This is a genomic window from Hymenobacter sp. UYP22 (genome assembly GCF_040547285.1).
Lineage (GTDB): Bacteria > Bacteroidota > Bacteroidia > Cytophagales > Hymenobacteraceae > Hymenobacter.
Genome location: NZ_JBEPPK010000012.1, coordinates 88,594 through 111,262, shown reverse-complemented (window position 1 = coordinate 111,262; position 22,669 = coordinate 88,594). Strand labels below are relative to the sequence as shown.

20 protein-coding genes and 1 tRNA gene are annotated in these 22,669 nt (G+C 60.9%); 14 read left to right on the top strand and 7 right to left on the bottom strand.

Annotation, left to right across the window (positions count from 1 at the left end; genetic code table 11):
- Positions 1 to 33 precede the first annotated feature (33 nt).
- Together ABIB60_RS17100 and ABIB60_RS17095 are read left to right on the top strand one after the other, a co-directional pair.
- The gene (locus ABIB60_RS17100; RefSeq protein WP_354581633.1) at positions 34 to 831 is read left to right on the top strand and encodes a PhzF family phenazine biosynthesis protein; all 798 of its coding nucleotides are present in this window, start codon (positions 34 to 36) and stop codon (positions 829 to 831) included.
- Between the two features lie 58 nt (positions 832 to 889).
- Entirely contained in the window at positions 890 to 1,963 is a 1,074-nt protein-coding gene (locus ABIB60_RS17095) for a tetratricopeptide repeat protein (RefSeq protein WP_354581631.1), read from the top strand.
- An 11-nt stretch (positions 1,964 to 1,974) separates the two neighbouring features.
- Here the strand turns inward: ABIB60_RS17095 and ABIB60_RS17090 are convergent, their stop codons facing one another.
- Both ABIB60_RS17090 and ruvC read right to left on the bottom strand, forming a co-directional pair.
- Positions 1,975 to 2,193, bottom strand: a complete 219-nt coding sequence (locus ABIB60_RS17090) for a KTSC domain-containing protein (protein ID WP_354581629.1) — start codon at positions 2,191 to 2,193, stop codon at positions 1,975 to 1,977.
- 561 nt (positions 2,194 to 2,754) lie between these two features.
- Positions 2,755 to 3,393, bottom strand: a complete 639-nt coding sequence (gene ruvC / locus ABIB60_RS17085) for a crossover junction endodeoxyribonuclease RuvC (protein WP_354581627.1) — start codon at positions 3,391 to 3,393, stop codon at positions 2,755 to 2,757.
- A 171-nt stretch (positions 3,394 to 3,564) separates the two neighbouring features.
- Here ruvC and ABIB60_RS17080 point away from each other — a divergent pair, with 171 nt between their 5' ends.
- The 6 genes from ABIB60_RS17080 (at position 3,565) to ABIB60_RS17055 (ending at position 9,400) form a co-directional block, all read left to right on the top strand.
- A complete protein-coding gene (locus ABIB60_RS17080) occupies positions 3,565 to 4,611 on the top strand; it encodes a lysylphosphatidylglycerol synthase transmembrane domain-containing protein (RefSeq protein WP_354581625.1) in 1,047 nt (348 codons plus the stop codon).
- Complete coding sequence (locus tag ABIB60_RS17075) at positions 4,578 to 5,882, top strand: glycosyltransferase (RefSeq protein WP_354581623.1); 1,305 nt, start codon at positions 4,578 to 4,580, stop codon at positions 5,880 to 5,882. Before ABIB60_RS17080 ends, ABIB60_RS17075 begins: the two co-directional genes overlap by 34 nt.
- A 154-nt stretch (positions 5,883 to 6,036) precedes the next feature.
- Entirely contained in the window at positions 6,037 to 6,561 is a 525-nt protein-coding gene (locus ABIB60_RS17070; RefSeq protein ID WP_354581622.1) for a c-type cytochrome, read from the top strand.
- A 69-nt stretch (positions 6,562 to 6,630) separates the two neighbouring features.
- Positions 6,631 to 6,888 carry a helix-turn-helix domain-containing protein gene (locus ABIB60_RS17065; RefSeq protein ID WP_315999060.1) on the top strand — a complete coding sequence of 86 codons (258 nt, stop codon included), beginning with the start codon at positions 6,631 to 6,633 and terminating at the stop codon, positions 6,886 to 6,888.
- Positions 6,889 to 6,893: 5 nt separating this feature from the next.
- Positions 6,894 to 8,060: an ABC transporter permease gene (locus tag ABIB60_RS17060; protein WP_354581619.1), complete on the top strand. Its 1,167-nt coding sequence runs from the start codon at positions 6,894 to 6,896 to the stop codon at positions 8,058 to 8,060.
- Between the two features lie 107 nt (positions 8,061 to 8,167).
- Positions 8,168 to 9,400: a SpoIIE family protein phosphatase gene (locus tag ABIB60_RS17055; protein ID WP_354581618.1), complete on the top strand. Its 1,233-nt coding sequence runs from the start codon at positions 8,168 to 8,170 to the stop codon at positions 9,398 to 9,400.
- A gap of 208 nt (positions 9,401 to 9,608) precedes the next feature.
- Here ABIB60_RS17055 and ABIB60_RS17050 read toward each other — a convergent pair whose 3' ends face one another.
- Together ABIB60_RS17050 and ABIB60_RS17045 are read right to left on the bottom strand one after the other, a co-directional pair.
- Positions 9,609 to 11,072 (bottom strand): O-antigen ligase family protein, encoded by a 1,464-nt coding sequence (locus tag ABIB60_RS17050; RefSeq protein WP_354581617.1) that lies wholly within the window; start codon positions 11,070 to 11,072, stop codon positions 9,609 to 9,611.
- Positions 11,069 to 12,151 carry a GumC domain-containing protein gene (locus tag ABIB60_RS17045; RefSeq protein WP_354581616.1) on the bottom strand — a complete coding sequence of 361 codons (1,083 nt, stop codon included), beginning with the start codon at positions 12,149 to 12,151 and terminating at the stop codon, positions 11,069 to 11,071. Before ABIB60_RS17045 ends, ABIB60_RS17050 begins: the two co-directional genes overlap by 4 nt.
- Before the next feature lie 182 nt (positions 12,152 to 12,333).
- On the opposite strand from ABIB60_RS17045, the gene ABIB60_RS17040 reads away from it, so the two are divergent.
- The 6 genes from ABIB60_RS17040 (at position 12,334) to ABIB60_RS17015 (ending at position 20,410) form a co-directional block, all read left to right on the top strand.
- Positions 12,334 to 13,791 (top strand): oligosaccharide flippase family protein, encoded by a 1,458-nt coding sequence (locus ABIB60_RS17040; protein ID WP_354581686.1) that lies wholly within the window; start codon positions 12,334 to 12,336, stop codon positions 13,789 to 13,791.
- Positions 13,792 to 13,846: 55 nt separating this feature from the next.
- Positions 13,847 to 14,980 (top strand): glycosyltransferase family 4 protein, encoded by a 1,134-nt coding sequence (locus ABIB60_RS17035; RefSeq protein WP_354581614.1) that lies wholly within the window; start codon positions 13,847 to 13,849, stop codon positions 14,978 to 14,980.
- Positions 14,981 to 15,070: 90 nt separating this feature from the next.
- Positions 15,071 to 15,700, top strand: a complete 630-nt coding sequence (locus tag ABIB60_RS17030; RefSeq protein WP_354581612.1) for a polysaccharide deacetylase family protein — start codon at positions 15,071 to 15,073, stop codon at positions 15,698 to 15,700.
- 5 nt (positions 15,701 to 15,705) lie between these two features.
- Positions 15,706 to 16,806 (top strand): glycosyltransferase, encoded by a 1,101-nt coding sequence (locus ABIB60_RS17025; protein ID WP_354581611.1) that lies wholly within the window; start codon positions 15,706 to 15,708, stop codon positions 16,804 to 16,806.
- Positions 16,807 to 17,090: 284 nt separating this feature from the next.
- Positions 17,091 to 19,373 (top strand): glycoside hydrolase family 3 C-terminal domain-containing protein, encoded by a 2,283-nt coding sequence (locus ABIB60_RS17020; RefSeq protein WP_354581609.1) that lies wholly within the window; start codon positions 17,091 to 17,093, stop codon positions 19,371 to 19,373.
- Positions 19,374 to 19,624: 251 nt separating this feature from the next.
- Complete coding sequence (locus ABIB60_RS17015; protein WP_354581608.1) at positions 19,625 to 20,410, top strand: TatD family hydrolase; 786 nt, start codon at positions 19,625 to 19,627, stop codon at positions 20,408 to 20,410.
- Between the two features lie 168 nt (positions 20,411 to 20,578).
- Here ABIB60_RS17015 and ABIB60_RS17010 read toward each other — a convergent pair whose 3' ends face one another.
- The 3 genes from ABIB60_RS17010 to ABIB60_RS17000 form a co-directional block, all read right to left on the bottom strand.
- Positions 20,579 to 21,283, bottom strand: coding sequence for a RibD family protein (locus tag ABIB60_RS17010; RefSeq protein WP_354581607.1), 705 nt, complete (start codon positions 21,281 to 21,283; stop codon positions 20,579 to 20,581).
- Positions 21,284 to 21,434: 151 nt separating this feature from the next.
- Positions 21,435 to 21,522 (bottom strand) — tRNA-Ser (locus ABIB60_RS17005).
- A gap of 81 nt (positions 21,523 to 21,603) precedes the next feature.
- Positions 21,604 to 22,653, bottom strand: a complete 1,050-nt coding sequence (locus ABIB60_RS17000; RefSeq protein ID WP_354581605.1) for an asparaginase — start codon at positions 22,651 to 22,653, stop codon at positions 21,604 to 21,606.
- Positions 22,654 to 22,669 lie beyond the last annotated feature (16 nt).

Sequence of the window (22,669 nt, the reverse complement as noted above, 5' to 3'; positions counted from 1 at the left end):
GCAGTCTTTTCACTTTACTGATTATTGCTACTCATGCTCCTGCCCATCTACCAGGTTGATGCGTTTTCAGACCGGCCGTTTGCCGGCAACCCCGCCGCCGTGTGTCCGCTTACCGAGTGGCTACCGGCCGAAACCATGCAGGCCATTGCCGCCGAAAATAACCTGGCCGAAACAGCCTTCTTTGTGCCGAAAACCGGAAATGAATACGAAATCCGGTGGTTTACGCCGGCCGTGGAAGTAGAGCTGTGCGGCCACGCCACCCTGGCCTCAGCTCATGTACTCTACCGCCACCTGCAGTTTCAGGAATCTGAGCTTGTATTCCACTCCAAAAGTGGGCCCTTGCGGGTAGCGCAGAGTCCGAACGGGATGCTAACCCTGGATTTTCCGGCCCGCCCGCCTCAGCTCATTCACCACCACCCCGACGGCTTGGTTGACGGATTGGGAGCCACGCCGTTGCAGCTGCTGGCTGGGCCCGATCTGGTGTGCGTGTTCAATACCGAAGCCGAGGTGCGCGCCCTGCGCCCCGATATGGCCCGGCTGGCCTGCGTAGAGTACCGGGGCGTAATTGCTACCGCCCCCGGCTCCGAAGGAGTTGATTTTGTGTCGCGCTTTTTCGGGCCCCGGGTGGGCGTACCCGAAGACCCGGTAACCGGCTCGGCCCACACTACGCTGGTGCCCTATTGGGCCGAGCGGCTAAATAAAACAACCTTCCACGCCCGCCAGGTATCGGCGCGCAGCGGTGACTTGTGGTGTGAGCTGCGGGCTGACCGGGTGCTGATGAGCGGCCATGCCGTCACGTATCTGCAGGGCGAGATAGAGCTGGGTGCCTGAGCTTTTGACATAACCGCCAAGTAACATCCTGTAATTTTTACTGTATCGTAGTTTTCATATGTCTAATCACTACACGGGTTTGTTGCTGGCTTTGGGATTGAGTTTTTCTGTGCATTCGGCGGGAGCCCAAACTACTGGCAGCCAGGAGCTGGTGCAGCAGGGCGTTGCGCTCTTCGACCAGGGCAAGTATGACGAGGCCGTGCTGCGCTACAAGGAAGCGCTGAAGCAGAACGGCTCTAATAGCACCGCCCGCTACGAGCTGGCCATGACCTACAACGCCCTTGACCGTAACGAAGAAGCCGTAGAGCTGTGCCGGCAGATTTTGAAGGAAGACCCTAAACCCGGTGCCTCGTTCTACAGCACCTACGGTAATGCCCTCGATGGCCTGAAGAAGCCCAAAGAAGCCGCGAAAGTGTACCAGGAAGGTCTGAAACGCTACCCCAACGACGGCGCGCTGCACTTCAACCTGGGCGTTACGCAGGCCACGGCGCTGGGGCAGCCGGCGGAAGCCATTGGCAGCATGCAGCAGTCGGTGCGGTACCGGCCGGGGCACGCCAACTCGCTCAATGCGCTGAGCTTGCTGCTGCAACAGGAAGGCAACCGGGTGCCGGCGCTGCTGACCCGGTTGCGCCTGTTGCAGGTGGAGCCCACCGGCGCGCGCGCCGAGGCCGCTCTGGCCCGCTTCGATGCGCTGCTGGGGCAGGGCGTGGAGAAAACCGGCGCAAAGGCCGTAACCATCAACATCTCCCCGGAAACCCTGAAAAACACCGGTAAAAAAGGCCGCCCCGACAACTTCAGTGCCGCCGACATGCTGCTGAGTATGAGCGGGGCTATGGATTACAGCGAGGAAAACAAAGACAAAACACCCACCGAGCAGCTCATCCGCAAGCTGGACGCGTTGATCAGCGTGCTGGACGAGCTGCACCCGGCGCAGCAGGAGGGCTTTACCTGGCAGTACCTGGTGCCGTACTTCGTGGAGCTGAAAAAGCAGGGCTACCTGCCGGCTTTGGCGTACGCGGTGCAGGAATCGAGGGCGGCCCGCACGCCTGAGGTGCACAACTGGCTGGCCAACCACACGGCCACCGTGGAGGAGTTTCGCAGCTGGTCGGCGGCGTACGCGTGGCCGAAGTAGGGGCGGAGCCGTTACCCGCGCAGCTGTTCCCGCTCGTAGCCGTTGCGTTCCAGCACCTGTTCCACGAACAACAGCTTGTTGGGTAGTTGCAGCAACGCCGCGTGAATGGCGGCCGGCACGCCCGTGTACCGCACCAGCCCGCCGTGGCGGTATTCAATTTCCAGCGTCTGCGTGGCGGCCTCGTAGCCCACGGCTTTCAGGGAAGTAGAACGAACGGGGCGACGCTGCATGGGATGGGTGAGGGTGTTTAGAAATTATTCGATGAGCCCTAATAACCAAGGTTCGTTGCTTGAATCTAGGTTTTTTGTAAATGCAATCCTCCCTTAGCAGCGCTGTGGTTAATTGAGTAAAAGCTACTGTCAAGTCAGTAGGATACTGATTCTTCCAGTTGATGCTGAGCTAGGTTAATGACTAAATCAGGATAATTGCGCGTATGCACGACCAGCACCTGTGGGTGATGCCATTCCGGGGTAAAGTCATTATAATGGATATATCCATTTGACACCGATAGAGTGTACCTACCTAAGCGCTCCTGTTTATCCTTGGTAAATAATCCAGTTGGGTACCCATACGTGACGGTAACGTATTGATAATCTCGCCATCCTGTAGATAATTCTAGTTCTACGTAGGAGCCGGGCTTATCATTAGTAACACTGACTTTGAGTGGTTTAGCAAACAGAATTGAATCCAATTCCTGGAGGCCTAACGCGACTAAGAAAGCTAATAGGAGCCAATACCTTTTCCTCATATCTCGAAGTCTATCCTAGAAGTTGAATTACGTTAACTAACACTCAAGCCGCTGGCTTCTTCCGTGCGGCCGGGGCTTTTTTGCCGGCGACGGGGGCGGCCAGCTTGCCGGGGTTATCGGCCAGGAACTTGCCCCAGCTTTTGCCGCCGGCTTTCACGTTGTTGCCCTTCTGGTAATGGTGGCACATGGCCACGGCCAGGGCATCGGTGGCGTCGAGGAACTTGGGGGCCTCCTCGATGGGTGGTAGCTTGAGGGTCTGGCGCAGCATATGGGCCACCTGCTCCTTGCTGGCGTTGCCGGAGCCGGTTACGCTTTGCTTTACCTTAGTGGGGGCGTACTCCACGTACGGAATCTGGCGGGCCAGGCAGGCGGCAATGGCCACGCCCTGGGCCCGGCCCAGCTTGAGCATACTCTGCACATTCACCCCGAAAAACGGCGCTTCAATAGCCAACTCATCGGGCAGGTGCTCGTCAATCAGCTCCGTCATGCGCTCAAAGATGCGCTTGAGCTTGAGGGCGTGGTTGGTGCCCAGCTTGCGCATGTCAATCACGTCGTACTCCACCATGCGCACCTGCTGGCCCTGCACCTCAATTACGGCGTAGCCCATCAGGTTGGTGCCGGGGTCAACGCCCATAATCACCTTAGGAAGAAGCTCGGAGGAAGAGGCCAGGGGAAGTATCATGGTAGAAAAGCTACAAGCTGGAAGCGGCAGGCTTCAAGTCAGGAGCCAATAGAGTAGAACGCAATAAAAAGAAAGATTGACCCGCTGGAAGCACCCCGCCGGTTGCGCGCAGAGTGCTGCTTCAACCGCACAACCCGCTAACTTGCCGAAGTTACGCAACCCACCGCCGTTTTGCCCCAACCGGAACCTCAAAGCTACGTCCAAACTACTGAAGCATCGGCTTCGGCCCGCTATAAAGGCTGGATTGTGGCTGGTAAAGTAGGCATCACCCTGCTCACCCTGGGCCTACTCTGGCACTCTGTGGTAGCCGATGCCGATACGGCCGCCGCCTGGCGCGGGCTGTTGGCGCGCACCTGGCAGGGCCAGGGTCGGGGGCCGGTGCTGCTGGCCCTGCTGCTGATGCCCCTTAACTGGGGGCTGGAAGCCTGGAAATGGTGGTATCTGGCCCGGCACCTGGAGCCTGTTTCCTTCGGGCGCAGCCTGCGGGCGGTGTTGGTGGGCCTCACGCTGGGCTTCGTGACCCCCAACCGGGTGGGCGACTACGCCGGACGCATTATGGAGCTGAAAAGTCGGCGGCTGGATGCGCTGGGGGCGGTGTTTCTGGGGCGCTATTGCCAGTTGGTGGCTACGGTAGCGGCTGGCACGGTGGGGCTGCTGTATTTTCTGCTGCGGTTTTACGTGGCTGGCTACCCGGCCGCGCAGCTTGGGCTGGTGGTGCTGGTATTGCTGCTCAACGCGCTGGTGCTGCTGCCTTTGTACTACTCCGAGCTGCTGGTGGCGGCCGTGCGGGTGGTGCGGCCGTTGCGGCGCTTCAGCCGCTACGTGGCCATTATGCCTACCTACCCGGCCCGACTGCTCACTACCGTACTGCTGATTTCGGGGCTGCGCTACGCGGTGTTCTGCCTGCAGTTTGGGGTGCTACTCTGGGCCTACGGGGTGCAGGCGCCGGTGGGGCCGGCTTTGGCCGCCATTGCCGGCACGTTCCTGCTGAAGTCGTTGGTGCCCTCCCTGAACGCCCTGGCCGATGTAGGGGTGCGGGAGCTGTCGGCCACGCACCTGTTTGGACTGCTGGGCCAGCCTGTGCTGCCGGTGCTGAGTGCCAGCCTGAGTTTGTGGGTGCTCAATATTGCCGTGCCCAGCGCCATCGGGCTGGTGTTTGTGTTGCGGCTGAAGGTGCTAGGACGGTGGCAAAAGCCGGTTTCGGCCCCCGCCTCGTGAGTGGTAGCGGGTGGGGCTGGTCGGTAGCGCTGCTGCTGACTAACGGCGTATACCTGGCCCAAATGGGCCTGTTCCGGCGGGCCTGGCAACGGCTGGTTGCTGCCTCTTCCTCTGTCGTCCTCCCGAAAGAAGGAAAAGAGAAACTAGTTTCAGGCAAGGATTTGGGTGCCGGCTTTGGAAAAGCGGAGGCTGATTTTTCCTTTCTCCCTAAAAAGAGCTTCGAGGAAGAACCGACGCCAGAACCCCAGCGCGGGCCAGCCTTTACCATCATCATTGCCGCCCGCAACGAGGCCGAAACCCTGCCCGGCCTGCTGGCGGACCTGGCCGCGCAGCTGCCGGTAGCGGGCGGGTTTGAGGTATTGATAGCCGACGACCACTCCACCGATGCCACCGCCCCGCTAGTGGATCGGACGGCTCTCGAAGTGACTTTCCCGCTGCGCCTGCTGCATCTGGCCAAACTGCCGGGCGCGCCCACCGGCAAAAAAGCCGCCGTGCAGGCCGCCATTGCCGCCGCCCGCGCCCCCTGGCTGCTCCTCACCGATGCCGACTGCCGCTTGCCCGGTGGCTGGGTAGCTGCCTACGCCCGGGCCGTGGCCGCCCAGCCGGCCGCACGCTTTATCAGTGGGCCGGTGCTGCTCACGGGGTCCGGCTGGCTGGCTACGTTGCAAGGACTGGAGCTGGCCGGACTGGTAGGAGTGGGGGCGGCCTCCATCGGCCGCAACGCGCCCACCATGTGCAACGGCGCCAATCTGGCCTACCGCCGCCAGGATTTTTACGCCGTGCAGGGGTTTGCCGGCAATGAAAAGGTAGCCAGTGGCGACGATGAGTTTCTGCTGCACAAGCTCCACGCAACTTTCCCCGGCAGCATCCGGTTTCTGGCCGATGCGGCGGCCCTGGTGCAAACGCCCGCCCAACCCACCGTGCGCCAACTGCTGCGCCAGCGGGTGCGCTGGGCCAGTAAGTGGCGGCACTACCAAACCCGCGCCCCCCAGCGGCTGGCCGTGCTGGTGCTGCTGGCCAACCTAACGTTTCCGGTGGGAGCGGGGCTGTGGCTGGTGGATGTGGTGCCGGCTAGCGTAGTGCTGCTCAGCTGGGCCGCCAAGCTGCTGGCCGATGCGCTGCTGCTGCGGCCGGTGCTGCAGTTTTTGGGCCGGCCCCGCTGGCTGTGGTGGGTGCCGGTATTGCAGCTCGCCTACGCCCCTTACGCCCTGCTCACTGGCCTGGCTGGCCTGCGCGGCAGCTACGAGTGGAAGGGTCGGCAGCTGCGGTAGAGTACCCGGTCAGGTGGGCAGAGCCCGTTAGGCCAGTTGCTGCCTGCTGCTGGTCTTGCGTCGTCGTTTCAGCTGTCAGGTCGCGGTAGGTTTTGCTTGCTATTCTGGTTGTTGCGGGCGTATTTCAACGGGTGATTCATTAGCTACTATCCGCATGAAAAATCTGCTGGAAATCATCATGCCCGCCAGCTTGGCGGTGGTGACCGGATGCATTGTAGTGTGCTTATTCACGCTGGGCAACCATCTGACGCCTGAACCCGTGAGGGAGGAGGTTTCGGGTTGTGCGGGCATGGGGCCTTTGCCACAACCCGTCAAGCTGATTTCAGCTTTGCCGCCCGGAGCAGAACCTGGCGACATAGCTGCTGGTGATGCGCTATTTAAGGGTAACTGCGCCCAGTGCCACGCTGTGAATGAGGTAGTTGTTGGGCCAGCATTGGCCGGTATTACCAAGCGCCGGCCAATGTCGTGGATTACGGCCTGGGTGAAAAACTCCAGCAAACTGGTAGCTAGCGGCGACGAATACGCGGTGAAAGTATTTAACCAGTATCAGCAGCAGCAAATGCCCAGCTTCCAGTTATCAAAGAAGGAAATTGAACAGATTATCTTCTACATTGAAGACCATGGCTATAGGCCTGCCGTTGGGACAGATGACGTGGCCTATACACCACCTAAGCCGTAGAGCCAAGCAAATTCGCCGTACTTGCTAACCCGCCTGGAGTGCTACCTTTGCCTGAAACCCCTGCCCTTCGTGACCGACGTTGAATTTGATATCCTCGACGAGCTGTACTTCGTCTCTTCCTTCACTGACCTGAGTCAGAAAACCGGCCTGGCCCCCGCCGCCCTGGAGCGCCACCTGCGCAGCCTGCTGGAGCAAGGGCTCATCCGCAGCTACTGGCCCGACCCCGATACGGAATTGGCTTTCGAGGAAAGCTCCTTCGGGGCCATTGTGCGCGACAGTTTTTTCCTGGCTTCCAAAGAGGGCCTGCTGCAACACAACACCCGTTAACCGCCGTGGCTACCACCGTTGCCCCGGCCCCGGCGGCCCGGCCCCCCGGCTATTATGTGCGGCAGCGGCTGCTGCGCAACACGCCCGCCATGCTGGGCTTGGGCTTCATTGTGCTCTGTACGCTGGTGGCCGTGCTGGGCTACTGGGTACTGCCCGATAACTCGCCCAACGCCAACAACGGGCTGGTGCAGCTGCAGAAAGAAGCCCCCGGCTTCCGGGCCACTATTCTGCGCCTGCCCGCCCCCGATACTGCCCAGGCTGCCGGCAACGCCCTGCTTACCTGGTGGCAGGGGCAGCCGGCGCAGTACCGGGAGGTACCCATTGCCGGCTACCAGGTGCGGGGCGACTCGCTATACACCCAACCCTACCGCAACCACTCGGCCCTCGCCGACCAGCCCCAGGCGTATTCCCTGGCGGCTGTGGCGGGCCACGCCGGCCCGGCGGCCGAGTTAGAGCAGGAGATTGAGCAAGAGCACATTACGCACCGTACGTACTGGCTGGGCACCGATAAGGCCGGCCGCGACGAGCTGAGCCGCCTGCTGCTGGGCACCCGCGTGAGCCTGGGTATTGGGCTAGTGGCCGTGCTGATTTCGGTGCTGCTGGGTATGCTCATCGGAGCAGTGGCCGGCTACGTGGGCGGCTGGCTCGATTCGCTGCTGCTAGGCCTGATGACAGTGGTGTGGAGTATTCCGGGCATTATGCTGGTTATTGCCATTTCCCTGGCCCTAGACAGCAAGGGCGTCTGGACTTCGTTTGTGGCCGTGGGCCTGACCATGTGGGTAGATGTGGCCCGGGTGGTGCGGGGGCAGATGCTGAGCTTGCGCGAAAAAACCTTTGTGGAGGCCGGCCGCGTGCTGGGCCTACCCCAGAGTCGCCTGATCTGGCGCCACCTGCTGCCCAACATGACGGGTCCACTTATTGTACTGGCCACCAGTAACTTTGCGGCGGCCATTCTACTGGAAGCGGGTCTGAGCTTTCTGGGCCTGGGCGTGCAGCCGCCCGCGCCCTCCTGGGGCCTCATGGTAAACGAAGGATTTCAACTGCTGGGCACCGAAGCCGGCCTATGGCTTACTTTGCTGCCCGGATTGGCCATCAGCCTGCTGGTGCTTAGCTTTAACCTGCTGGGCAACGGCCTGCGCGACGCCTACGACCCCAAAACTCCACTTTCATAGAATGATGAATGAAAAGGCTTGCACCCTGAATTGGTAGGAAATAGGCCGATTAGCTGCCACACTAAAAATTCAGGATTCGTAACCCCGCATTCATAACTCAACTCGCTATGCCCAACACTACCCCCGAAAAGCGCCTGTTTTTGAAAGAACGGGAATTGGGTGCCTTGCTGGAAATTACCCAGGCCATTAACCTGGACCCTACGGAGGCGGCGCTGTACAAGATATTTCAGTTCACGTTGCTGGGCCAGCTCAACATCCGGCGGCTGGTGCTCTACGTGAAGGAGGAAAATCAGTGGGTGTGCACCGTTTCCTTTGGGGCCGGCCTCACCGATTTCCGGCGGGTGCCGCTGCCCGCCGCCATTCTGGAAAACTGCCAGGGTAAGCCCTGCTCACTCCAACACTTTCCCGGCCTGGGCCCGGAATGGGAGCCGCTGCAAACCAGCATTCCGGTGGTGCAGAACGGGGAGGTACTGGCCTACGTGTTCATCGGCAACGTGCACGAGGACTACGTGGATGAGGAAGCCACCAAGTTTCTGCAAACCCTCAGCAACATTCTGCTCGGGGCCATCCAGAACCGCCGCCTGGCCCGGCAGCGGGTAGCGGATGCGGCTATGCGCAAGGAAATTGAAATTGCCCAGGAAGTGCAAACCATGCTGTTTCCGCGCAAGCTGCCCAATGATGCCAGCGTGGCTGTGCAGGCCAGCTACGTGCCCCACACGGCCGTGGGCGGCGACTACTACGACGTGGTAGACCTGGATGCCGACCGGTTTTTGTTCTGCGTGGCCGACGTATCGGGCAAGGGCGTGGCGGCCTCGTTGCTGATGTCGAACTTCCAGGCCGGGCTCCGCACGCTGCTGCGCCAGCAGGCCGATTTGGCTACCGTGGCCCAGGAGCTCAACAACCTGATTTTCCGCAACGCCGGCGGCGACAAGTTCATCACCGTGTTCTTTGGCCTTTACGACCGGCGCACCCGTGAGCTGGAATACGTGAATGCCGGCCACAACGACCCGTTGCTCATCCCGGATTTTGGGCCGGTGCAGTTGCTGAAGGAAGGCTCCATTATGCTGGGCGTGATGGATGAATTGCCCATGCTGAAAGTGGGCCGGGTAACCGTGCCCCCGCGCGCCCTGCTGCTCTCCTACACCGATGGCCTGACGGAAGTTTTCGATGCCGACCACGAGGAGTTTGGGGAGGAAGGCGTGCTGCGGGTGCTACGCCAGCACCGCTACGCCCCCCTGACCACCGTGCACCAGCAGCTGCTGCGCGAAATCGAAGCCTTCAACACCAACGGCACTCGCTTCGCCGACGACGTAACCATCCTCAGCTGCCGGTTTAAGTAGTGAAGTTGTGAAATGGTGAAGTTGTGAAATGGTGAAGTTGGAAAATAGTCATTGCGAGGCAGAGCCGAAGCAACCCTACCTTCTCACTGCTCTCATGGCGCGCAGCCTCAGCCCACGTAAAAGCCCCCACGTCAGAACCAGACGGTGGGGGCTTTCGGTTTACAGAACTTTGAGCAGCTGAAAAGGATGGGTTGCTTTGGTTACTGGCTCAATGCGTCACATGCCTCACAACTTCACCTTTCGCCCAACTGCCCACGCGGATGAGCATGAACAGGTTGATGAAGAAGAAGGAGCCGATTTTATCCACTTCTACCAGCTCATTGAGGAGCAGGTGAAACACGATGATAACGAAGCTCAGGCCGCAGGCTAGCAACACGTAGCGCGGCTGGGTGCCCGGCCGCGTGCGGTGGTAGAGGGTTTCAATGGTAATCAGGGCGGCCCCCAGCAGCACCATAAACAGCACTACGCCGGGGAAGCCTTGCTCGGCCAGAACCAGCAGGAAGTAATTGTGGGTGGTTGATTTTTCGGGGTTTTCGCTCACGTAGGTACGGAAGCTGCGCACCGTGTAGCGCTTGTACTCGGGGTAAAACGTGCTGGGGCCGCTGCCCACCAGGGGCTTGGCCGCTGCCATGCGGCCCGCCGCCACCCAGCGGTACACCCGCTCCATCCCCGACACATCCTGCAGCTTGTAGGTGGCCTCCAGGTGCTTCTCAAAGTTTTCCCCGTTAAACACGGTTTTCTCGAAGTTGGGGGCGTACAGCATGTAGTTGTTCTGGCTCAGAAAATAGGTAGATCCAGCCAGCACCGCTACCAGCGCACCCAGCAGCAGCAGGCGCGTCTGGCGCAGGCGCACCACGTAGTAAAACAGCCCAGCCACCGGCAACGACAGCACCGAGGCGCGAGTGTAAGAGGTAATCAACCCAAAAAGCAGAATGCACAAGGCCACCCACCAGGCCGTTTTTTCGGCCCCCCGGGTGCTACGGATGCTGTAGAGCGCAAACGGCAGCAGCAGAGCCAGCACCGTGGCGTAAATAACGTGGTTACGATAGAATGGGTGCACGGCCTCATTCACGGCCTCAAAGCTGAAGCCGTGGGCGGCGTGCTTGGCGGCCGTAATCAGTACGGTGAGGCAGGCGCCGATGGCGTATAGGCCCGCCAAGCGCCATACATCGGCGGGGCGGCGCACGAGCAGCAAAGTGCCCAGGCCAAACGGTACCAGATACCAGGTTTTGGCCAGCAGATACTTCACCGATTTGGTAGTGTCCACGGAAAACATGGTGGACACCACCGACCAGAACAGCATCAGCAGCAAGATGATAACCAGCGGGTGGCCCAGCTCCCGGCGGGGCAGGTTGTCGCGGCGCATCAGCAGGGTGGCCAGCACGCAGCCGGTAAGTACCAGCAGCAGCGGCTCCGAGGGTACGTCCATACTCAGGCCACCGGGCAGAGGCATCTCCCGGGAAAAAGCCAGCGTCAGGAACAGTAGGTAATAGAGCGTCCGCCACTCCGTAAGCACCATCAGCAGGCCCACGGCCAGGGCGGCGGGCAACAGGGCCAGGGGCGTTTCCAGCAGCAGGGCCGTGGCTCCACCCGTCAGCAACACCACTACCAGCCCCAGAAACAGGCGCTGGGCGGAATCCTGGGGCAGGAGGGAAGCTAGCCGCTGGTTCACTGGGCGGGCGAGTAGCCAGGCCGGCCGGCCGTGCGCCGCCACAACTCCAGCAGGGTAATTACCACCACCGAAAAGGCCAGGGTCAGGAACACCGAGCCCACTACAATCAGCCAGCGGATGGGCTTGCTTTTCTTGGTGGCCGGATAGGCTTTCTGCACCACGTACAGGGAAGAAAGCTTGCCTTTCAACGCCACGTCGGCAGTTTCGTATTCGCCGCGGGCCTTTACCAAGCGGGCCTGCAAGTCGGTCATGCGGGCCGTAAACAGGTTGAGCGAGTCCACGCCCAGGGTATAATTTTCCAGGTTTATCACGTTACCGCCCTCGGCCTTGGTGAGGGCCCGCAAAGCCCGGCGCAACCCGGCCGCTTCGTTGCTGTTGCCTTCGCCCTCAGCCTGCCGCAGCTTCGACTCAACCTCGATAATTTCCCGGGCCAGGTAGCGCGACTGTTGTTCCAGGCCATAAATACCGTAGCGGCGGCGGGCCTGAATTAGCTTCTGGCGGGAAGTTTCAAACTCCTTGTTCAGAAACTGAAACCGCTGACTGTACAGGCCCAGCACATTGCGGCGGTTTTCCAGGGTCAGCTGCTGGTTTACCGAGTCAATTACCTGCACCAGGGCATTGGCAATCTGGGCGGCCAAGTTCTTGTCCTTATCGAGGAAAGTCAGCTCAATGGCGTCTCGCTCATTATGCACGATGCTCAGGTTGGAGCTGAACTCACGCAGGGCGGCATCATCGGCGGCATCGTCGCCGACCGCGCCGGTTTGGTAGTGCTGGTGCAGGTTGAAGCGCTTAATCACCAGCTCCGCCACCGGCTGCGACTCGCCAATGGTAATTACCCGGTCCAGATCCTCGGTGCGGCCGCCCAGTTCCAGCTTGCTGCCTTCGGTGGCAATGCGGTCAGGGTCAGTGGTTTGGGGATTGGTAGGGAAGAAAACGGCGGTTGACTTGTACACGTTCGGCAGCAGCAGAGCCACTAGCACGCTACCCACCAGCGCCAGCAGCAGCGCCACACCCACTAGCTTTTTCCAACGGTTAATAATGGGCCAAAGACCCAGGAGAGAATACGACGACTCCGACATGTGAAAAATAAGGCCGCACGACCGAAAAGTGGAAAGCCCGGCCGTCGGCGGCAGGCAAATATAGAGGAAAAAGCCCCTCAAACGATGAGTGCGAAGGTCACTTTGCCCACGGGCTTTTCCGTAGTTTTGCGCTTCTGCCATTGGCTGGCGGCCCCTGGCCGGTCCGCTTCGGCATCTGAACTCTGACTAAACCTTCTGCTCGCATCAAACGCTTCCTCGGAAATATCAGCTTTGTCGTGCTGCTGAACCTGCTGGTGAAGCCGGGCTGGGTGGTGCTGGAAAACGTGGTGCAGGACCGTGTTGGGCACGAGCAGTTCGGCACCTTCACGGCCCTACTCACACTGGCCACCATCATGGCCGGTATTTCCGACCTGGGAACCACCCAGCTCACCACCAAACGGCTGGCCGCCGCCCCCAGCTTCTTTTCCGACTTTTTCCCGACCCTGCTGCCGTTGCGGGCCGGGTTGGGGGTGGGTTTTTTGCTGCTGACGGTGGCCGTGGGCTGGGTGCTGGGCTACCGGGGGCACTGGCTGCTGCTGCTGGCCATTACGGCGGCGGGGCTGCTGCTCACCCAGTACACGCTGTTTTTGCGCGGGGTGCTGCAGGCTCACCAGCGCTTTACTGCCGATGCGGTGCTGTCGGTGCTGGAGCGGCTGCTGCTGCTGGGCCTAGTGCTGGCGCTGCTGCCATTGGGGCTGAGTCTGGATGCGTTTGTGGGCGCGCGCACGGTGGCCGTGCTGTTCACGTTCCTGCTGCTGGCCGGCCTGATCCGGCGGCTGTACGGGCGCGTGGCCCTGCGCCCCCGTTGGAGCCAGGCCCGGCAGGTACTGTTGGATAGTCTGCCGCTGGCGTTTATTACCTTGGTGTACGGCCTCAACGAGCGGATTGACATGCTGATGCTGGAGCGGCTGGTATCGGCCCGGGAAGCCAGCTACTACGCCGCCGCCTACCGCTGGGTGGATGCCGTGATGATGTACCTCTGGACGGTGCTGCCCCTGTTTTTTGCCCGGTTTGCCCACGCCACCGGCCGTCGCCAGGAGCAGCAGGAGCTGCTGTGGTTCGGGCAGCGGGTGGTAACGGTGCCGCTGCTGTTGGTGGCGGGCTTCGGGCTGTTTCGGGGCGAGCTGCTGTTTTTCCAATTCAAGCACAGCACTCCGGCCGAGCTGCTGCGCATGACCCAGTGTTTGCAGGTGCTGTTTCTGAATGTGCTGGTGCACGCCTTCTTCGCCATTTACAGCACCCTGCTCACCAGCACCGACCACGAAAAACCAGTTTCCTGGCTGGTTACGGGCAGTATCGTGCTCAATACCGGCCTTAACTTCCTGCTGATGCCGCGCTACGGGGCATTGGCCGGGGCCTTCAATACCTTATTATGTGCCGTGCTAGTGTCCGTGGGCTACGTGTGGCTGGTGCCCCGGCGCACGGGCGTGCAGCTGCCGCTGGCAGCCTTGGGCAAGCTGGCCGTGGCGTTTGCGGGGTTGTGCGGGGGCTGGTATCTGCTCCAAGCCTACGCGGCTTTGCCCTGGTGGCTGGAAACGGTGGTAGCGGGCGTCTGGCTACTGGTGTTGATATTTGGGCTGGGCATCGTACAGGTGGCCGAGCTAAAGGCTCTGCGGGCCCGTAAGCAGCCCGCCGCCTAATCTGCGCGCCCGTTTTCACAACTTCACCTTTCACAACTTCACCTTTCCCCGCCCCGTGCATGTAGCTGTCAACGTCCGCTTTCTGCTGCCTGGCGACAAGCTGGAGGGGATTGGGCGGTTTACGCTGGAAACCCTGCGCCACATGGTGCAGCAGCACCCGGAGCACACGTTTCACTTCCTCTTTGACAGGGCTTTTGACGAGCGGTACCTGCTGGGGCCGAACGTGGTGCCGCACGTACTGCGGCCTCCGGCCCGGCATCCGTTGCTGTGGGTGGCTTGGTTTGAAGGTGCCGTGGCCCAGTGGCTGCGCCGCCACCGCCCGGCCGTGTTTCTCAGCCCCGACGGCTTCACCACCCTGCGCACCCGGGTGCCCCGCGTAACCGTGCTCCACGATTTAGCCTTCGAGCATTTTCCCCAGGATGTGAACAAGCTGGTGCTGCGCTACTACCGGTTTTTTACCCCAAAATTTGCCCGCGCCTCCGAGCGGCTGGTGGCCGTGTCGGAAGCCACGAAGCAGGATATTGTGCGTACCTACGGCATTGCGGAAAGCAAAATCAGCGTGGTGTACAACGCCACCGATGCGCACTTCCGGCCCCAGCCGGCGGCGGTGCAGCAGGCTACCCGGGAGCGGTACGCAGCCGGCAAGGAGTACTTCCTGTTCGTGGGCGCTTTGCAGCCGCGCAAAAATCTGGTGAACCTGCTGCGGGCCTTCGATGCCTTCAAAACCGCCACCGGCGCTACTACCAAGCTATTGATAGTGGGCCGCACCGCCTGGAAAGCGGGCCCCATCTTCGAGGTATACCAGCAGCTCCAGCACCGCCACGATGTACACCTGACCGGGCGCGTGACGGATGCGGAGCTGGTGGAGCTGTACGCCGCCGCCTTGGCCACCTGTTACGTACCCTACTTTGAAGGCTTCGGCATTCCCGTTATTGAAGCCCAGGCCTGTGATTCGCCGGTACTCACTTCCAACTGCAGCTCCCTGCCCGAAGTGGCCGGGGGTGCGGCCTGCCTGGTCGACCCGTTCTCGGTGCCTTCCATCACCGCAGGCCTTCAGCGAGTATACGAGTCGCCTGAATATCGACAGCAGCTTATGGAGCAGGGCCGGCGCAACGGGCAGCGGTTTTCCTGGGCCGAAAGCGCCCGGTGCCTCTGGACCGAAGTAGAACAAGCCGCCGGGCAGCATTAGTTAGTCGTCAGTGGTCAGGGCGTTCTGATGACGGCATTGGTTACTGACAACTAACAACCAGCAACTAACAACCAGCAACCAACCACCAACATGCACCTTCACCGAATGCCCGGCCTGGTGCAGCGCCTGTTCCCGGAGTGTATCTGGACCATGCCGCCCACCACGCCGCCCACACTCTACCTGACCTTCGATGACGGGCCCATTCCGGAGGAAACGCCGTTTGTGCTGGATCAACTGGCCCGGTTTGGAGCGCAGGCCACGTTTTTCTGCGTGGGGGATAATGTGCGCAAACACCCGGAAATAGCCCGGCAGGTACTGGCGGCCGGCCACCGCCTGGGCAACCACACCTACCACCACATCAGCGGCTGGAGCCACTCCCGGGCAGCGTACGTGGCCGATGTGGTCCGCTGCCAGGAGGTATTGCAGCCATTGCAGCCCGAGGTCCGGCCGCTGCTGCGCCCACCCTACGGCCGCATCACCCGTGCCCTGGCCCGGCAACTGCACCGCACCCACCAAATCATCATGTGGGACGTGCTAACCTGCGACTACGACCCGGAGTTTGCCCCCGAGCAGTGCCTGGCTACCTCCATCCAGCTCACGCGTCCGGGCTCCGTGGTAGTGTTTCATGATAGCCTGAAAGCCAGCCGTAACCTGCGCTACGTGCTGCCCCGTTACCTGGCGTATTTCGCCGGGCTCGGCTACCGGTTCGAGAAGCTTTGAGCACCATGCTGATTTTCCTCACCCTGTATTTCCTGGTCTGGTTTGGGCTGCTGCTTGTGGCTACCCTGCTGTTTGGACGGCAGATAGTACCGGTGCCGCCCCTGCCGCAGCCGTGGCCCCGGGTGAGCATCCTGATTGCCGCCCGCAACGAGGCAGCGGCCATTACCCGTTGTCTAGGGGCCATCCGGGCCGTGCACTACCCCCCAGAACTGGTGGAGGTACTGCTCGGCGACGATAGTTCCACGGACAACACCGCTGCCCAGGCCGCCGCCGCCATGCAGGGCTACGGGGGGAGCTTTCGAGTAGTGCCCATTACCGATACGTTGGGTCTGGCCCAGGGCAAGGCCAACGTGCTGGCCCACTTGGCCCGCGCCGCCACCACCGAGTATTTCTGCATTACCGACGCCGATATTGCCGTGCCGCCCACCTGGCTCAGCGGTTTGCTGGCGCACGCCGGGCCCGGCATTGGCAGCGTAACCGGCCTCACGCTGGTAACCGGCCCCCGCCTGTTTCACCGTTTGCAGGGCCTCGATTGGCTGATGTCGTTGGGGCTGGTACAAGTAGTGACCGACCTGGGCCGGCCCGTGACGGCTATGGGCAACAACATGCTGGTGACCCGCGCCGCCTACGAGGCCACCGGGGGCTATGAGGCGCTACCGTTTTCAGTTACCGAGGACTTCGAGCTATTCCAAGCCATCCTGCGCTGCGGCTATGGCTACCGCAACCTGTTCCGCGCCGAAGTGCTGGCCGAGTCGCTGCCCATGTATACGTGGGGCGGGCTGCTGCACCAGCGGCGGCGCTGGCTGCGCGGGGTGGAGCAGCTGCCGTGGTGGTTGCAGCTGTGCTTGGCGCTATACGGTTCCTTTCATCTGCTACTGCTGGGATTGGGGGTGGTAGCGGGCTGGCCGGTGGCCCTGGGCGTTTGGGCGGCCAAGCTGGCGGTGCAGGGGTGGCTGGCGGCCAAGTGCTTCCGCCAGGTGGGCCGCCGCCCGCCCCTAGAGCTGCTGCCGCTGTTTGAGCTGTACACGCTCACGCTCACCCTCGGAATCGGGTTGTTCCGCCTGCTGCCCCTGCGTTTCGAGTGGAAGGGGCGGCAGTACCGCTAAAAAGGGTTGTTTTTTATCCGGGAGAAGTTGAACCCGGAACCCGACCGCCTTGGCCGGCAGGCTGGGTTGCGTGTGCGCTAAGCGGTTGGCCACGGGCATAGGCAGGCGGTTGAAGAAGTCGAAAACGGGGTTTGCGCTGGATTTTGGCGGTTTTCGGTTCTACATTTGACTACCCGGCCGGCAGCAAAGTGCGGGGCCTTAAGCTCGGTGCCCGGCGCTTGCGCTGACCACATCGGCGCCCAGGCGGCATCCGGCCGATTCCCGTCATTTCTTAATTCCCTGCTATGTTCTGCTTTCCTTTCCGCCGGGCGGCGCTGCTGGCCGCGGCCGTGTTCTGCGCGGCGGCTCCTTCAGCTACAGCCCAAACGAAACCTTCACCCGCCACAAGCTCCCCAGCCACCGCACCAGCCAACCGCCAGCAGCTGCTCATGGCCAACGAGGCCAAAATTGACCAACTCATCAAAAAAATGACGCTGGAGGAGAAAATCACCATGATTCACGCCAATTCCTCCTTTACCTCGGGTGGAGTGAAGCGGCTGGGCATCCCGGAAATAACCACCTCCGACGGCCCCCACGGCGTGCGCCCCGAGCACGGCCGCGACTGGACCCTGGACGAAGGCGTGAACGACTCGGGTACCTACCTGCCCACCGGCAACACCTTGGCTGCCACCTGGAACCCGGCGCTGGGCTACGCGTTTGGCTCGGTGCTGGGCGCGGAGGCCAACTTCCGGGGCAAGGACATTATCCTGGGCCCCGGCATCAACATTATCCGCACTCCTCTGAACGGCCGTAATTTCGAATACCTGAGCGAAGACCCTTACCTGATTTCGAAGATGGTAGTAGGCTACGTCCGGGGAGTGCAGGATCAGGGTGTGTCGGCCTGCGTGAAGCACTACGCGGCCAACAACCAGGAGGAGCACCGCAACGATATCGACGTGGAGATGAGTGAGCGGGCCCTGCGCGAGCTGTACCTACCGGGCTTCCAGGCCGCCGTGCAGGAAGGCGGGGTGAACACGCTCATGGGCTCCTACAACAAGTTTCGGGGCCAGTACGCCACCCACAACGCCTACCTGATGAACGACGTCCTGAAAAAGGAGTGGGGATTCAAGGGACTAGTAATCAGTGACTGGGGTTCGGTGCATAATACAATGGAAGGCCTGCGCAATGGCACCGACCTGGAAATGGGGACCGACCTGTCACTGATGTACAGCAGCGTGGACCAGACGGCTGGAGGAGGAGCGGCCAAACTCACCCCAGCCCTGTATGATAAGTTCTTTTTCGGGACGGCGGCCTTGGAAGCCGTGAAAAAAGACAAGACCCTGGAGCCGCTGCTGGATGACAAGGTGCGCCGGATTCTGCGGGTGATGTACCGCACCAATATGCTGGACGGGGCCAAGCGTCAGGCCGGCGCCTACAATGCACCCCAGCACCAGGCTACGGCCCGCAGAGTAGCCGAGGAAGGCATTGTGCTGCTCAAAAACGAGGGCAACGTGCTGCCCCTGCGCCTGACCGCCACAACCTACGCCGTTATCGGGGCCAACGCCACCCGCGAGAATGCCCTGGGCGGCGGCAGCTCGCAGGTGAAGGCCAAGTACGAAATTACGCCCCTGGCTGGCCTGCAGAAACCGCTGCGCAACGGCGTGAAAGTAACCTATGCGCCCGGCTACAAAATTGCCCGGGGCCAGCAGGCTGATCCGCAGCTGATTGCTGAAGCTGTAGCCGCCGCCAAAGCCGCCGAAACGGTAATTATTGTGGGCGGCACCACCCACGGCTACGACTACAAAGTGTGGAGCGACAACGCCTACGACGCCGAGGGATTCGACAAGCCGGATATGAAGCTGCCGTTTGGGCAGGATGAGCTGATTAAGGCCGTACTGGCCGTCAATCCTAACACTATTGTGGTGCTCATGGGCGGCGGCATGATGGATGTGTCGGCGTGGGCGGGGCAAGCCAAGGGCATCGTGGCCGCCTGGTACCCCGGTATGGAAGGCGGCAACGCCTTGGCCCAAATTCTGTTCGGCGACGTGAATCCCTCCGGCAAATTGCCCATGACCTGGCCCGTGAAGCTGGAGGACTCGCCGGCCCACAAGCTGGGCGAATACCCCAGCACCCCCGGCAACCCCCTGAAGCAGACGTACAAAGAGGATGTATTCGTAGGGTACCGCTACTTCGATACGTACAAAGTGGCCCCGCAATTCGCCTTCGGGCACGGCCTGAGCTACACTACCTTTGAGTACGGCAAGCTCACGGTACATTCCAAAGGCCAGAGCGCCACCGCCACGCTTACCATTCGTAATACCGGCAAAATGACCGGCGCCGAAGTAGTGCAGCTGTACGTGCACGACGACCAGGCCAGCGTAAAGCGCCCCGAAAAAGAGCTGAAAGCTTTCGAGAAAGTATTCCTCAAGCCTGGCGAATCCAAAACCGTAACCCTGAACCTCGGCCCCGAAGCCTTCCGCTTCTACAGCGAAGCTAAAAAGCAGTGGGTGCTGGAGCCCGGTACCTTCACCCTGCAAGTGGGCAGCTCCTCCCGCGACATCCGCCAGACGGCTGCGGTGAAGTTGTGAAGTGAGGATATAAGTAAGCTGAATTAGTCTGTCATCCTGAGCATGTCGCGCATCAAGCGAAGACGAAGGACCTTCTCACGTTAGAACGACTTGTTCAGATGTGAAAAGGTCCTTCGTCCTCGCTTGATGCGCGACATGCTCAGGATGACAGGTTTTACACCTACTCTCCTTTTCACAGCTTCACTTCCTCACGGCTCCATCATTTCACAACTTCACCTTTCACAACTTCACTACCCCGCTACCTTTGCGGTATGCAGTTTTCTGATTCGCACGCGCACGTTTACTCCGAGCAATTCAAGCCCGACCAGGACGAGATGCTACTCCGCGCCTTTGAGGCCGGGGTGGAAACCATCTTCATGCCCAACATCGACCACGCCAGCATTGATGCCATGCTGGAAGTGGAGGCCCGTTACCCCAACCAGTGCTTCGCCCAGATGGGCCTGCATCCCTGCCACGTTACCCGGCAGTTTGAGAAGGAGCTGTACGAAGTAGAGACCTGGCTCAACCAGCGGCCCTTTGCGGCGGTGGGGGAGTGTGGCATTGATCTGTACTGGGATAAAACCATGCTGGCCGAGCAGCAGGAGGCTTTACGTATTCAGGTAGCTCTGGCCAAAAAACACGACCTGCCCCTGGTGCTACACACCCGCGAGGCCTTCCGCGAAGCCGCCGACATCATCACGGCCGCCCAGGATGGCTCCCTGCGCGGGGTGTTTCATTGCTTCTCGGGCACTAGGGAAGAGGCCGAGGAAGTTATCCGTCTGGGTTTCAAGCTAGGCATTGGGGGAGTAGCCACCTTCAAAAACGGCGGCCTCGACAAAGTGCTGCCCGGCCTGAGCCTGGAGCACCTGCTGCTGGAAACCGACGCGCCCTACCTGGCTCCCGTACCCCACCGGGGCAAGCGCAACGAGCCCGCCTACATTCCGCTGGTAGCTTACCGCGTAGCCGAAATTCTGGGCGTAACCGGGGCCGAAGTAGCCCAGGCCACCACCCGCAACACCCTAAAGTTGTTCGGGGAGGTGGCGCGGCTCAAGAAGTAATCCGCAGAGCAGGGCTGGCGCACCCGGCCGCACAGGTCTTCATTGGCACCAGCCGCCGCTATTCTAAACTGTCATTCCGAGCAACGCGAGGAATCTGAGTTTCCCATTTAGTGGGTTGGCCCAGATTCCTCGCGTTGCTCGGAATGACGGTTTTAATAAAACCAATGGCTAAGCTGCCGAAAAGCGATATTTCAGCCAAACCACATCATTATCGAGTTGCTGCACCTGGTTCAGGTAAAGGCGCGTGGCCGGGCCCATTTGTAGGTAGTCGCTCACTTCAAACGTAGTAGGCGAGTGAGGCGTGCCGTCGGCTATGGGCAGCACCAGCAAGCTGAGCTCGTCAATCAGGCCGGCGTTGAGCAGGGAGCCGTTCAGGTGGCCGCCGCCTTCCAGCATGAGCGTTTCAATGGGAAATAGCGCGGCCAGTTGTTCTAGTGCCGAGGCAAAATCCACTTCTTTCTCGCCCGCAAACAAGTAGGAAATGCGCTGGCCTTGCAGATAATACAGATACTCGTCGCTTACCTGCTCGGTGAGCACCTCCACGATATGGTCGCCGCCGGTGGCGTTGCTGTTCCAGCCCAACTTGCCGTGCGCATCCACGGCCACGGCGAAGGAAGTGGCCCTGGAGTCACCGATAAAGGACTCCCGGGCAATGGCATGAGGAGCGGGCTGCAAATCGGGCTGCACGCCGTCTGAGAAGTCGCGCTCCATGGTGATGCGCCCGCACATCCAGGCTTGGCTAGTGAAGGTTTCGTGGTACTTCTCGAAGTAGCCGGAGTAGGTTTTGGTAAGCGTTTTATCCTGCCAGTTGGCGGCCAGAATTTTGCCGTCCACGGTGGACATCATGTGGCAGATTACGTGGGGTCGTTTCATAGGACCCTTAAACGGAGAAAGCGCCGCGTCGATCCGCTATAATTCCAGGTTGCAACCTTGGTACGTGCAATTTTATAAGGCGAATTAGGCCCGGCTGCGGCCCGGGAGGCAAACAAAAAGCCCGTTTGCAGCTTGCAAACGGGCTTTTATGCAGAGAGGATGGGATTCGAACCCACGATGAGCTTTAGACCCATACACACTTTCCAGGCGTGCTCCTTCAACCACTCGGACACCTCTCTGGGTGTGCATCGGGGATGCGGTTAGGTGGCGCAAAATAACACCCGATTTTCGGGATACGCAAGCCGGGGGCGGCCCTTTGCTTATATTATTGTGATTTCGCCGCGCAAGTCCTGGGTGAGCAGGTGGCGCAGGTGGTCGGGTTTCTTGTTGAGAGCCAGCACGAACATGAGTTTGGTAATGGCGGCTTCCACGGTAATATCGGCCCCACCGATTACGCCCATTTCGGTGAGGTAGGCACTGGTTTCGTAGCGGCCCTGCATCACGCGGCCTTCCTCGCACTGGCTCACATTCAGGAGCAGCACGCCCCGCTCGGTGGCGGCGCGCAGGGCCCCCAAAAACCAGGAAGCGGTGGGCGCGTTGCCGGCCCCGTAGGTGAGCAACACGGCCCCACGCAGGCCGGGGGCTTCCAGCTGGGCGCGCAGCATGCGCTCCGTCAGGCCCGGAAACAGGTGGATGATGGCCACATTTTCTTCGAGCTGCTGGTGGGCAATGAGCGGGGCGGCCGGGAGTGGCCGGATTTGTTTATCGTTGAATTCCAACTCAATGCCCGCTTCGGCCAGGGGCAGGTAGTTTTCGCTGCGGAAGGCGTTGTACTGCTGACTCTCTACCTTTTTGGCCCGGTTGCCACGGATGAGCTGGTCGTTGAAGAACAAGCACACCTCGGGCACCCGTACGGTGCCGGCCTCAGGGTGGCGGGCGGCGGCCATTTCCAGGGCCGTTACTAGGTTGCGGCGCGCATCGGTGCGGATACGGCCCACGGGCACCTGGGCCCCGGTAAACACCACCGTTTTGCTTAAGTTTTCGAGCAGGAAGCTGAGCGCCGCCGCCGAGTAGGCCATGGTGTCGGTGCCGTGCAGCACCACAAACCCATCATACTGCGCGTATCTCTTCTCGATAAGCGCCGCCAGCCGTAGCCAATCCTGGGCCGTTACGTTGCTGGAGTCGATAGGGTCGCCGAGGTTGGTAACGTCCACCTGCATATTCAGTTGGCGTAGCTCCGGCATCTTCTTCCGAATTTGCTCGAAGTTCATCGGCACCAGTTCGCCGCGCTTGTTGTAGGCCATCCCGACGGTGCCGCCGGTGTAAATGATGAGAATGGAAGTTTGGGGGCGGTTTTCGACAGCAGACACAGGCAGATAATTGGGT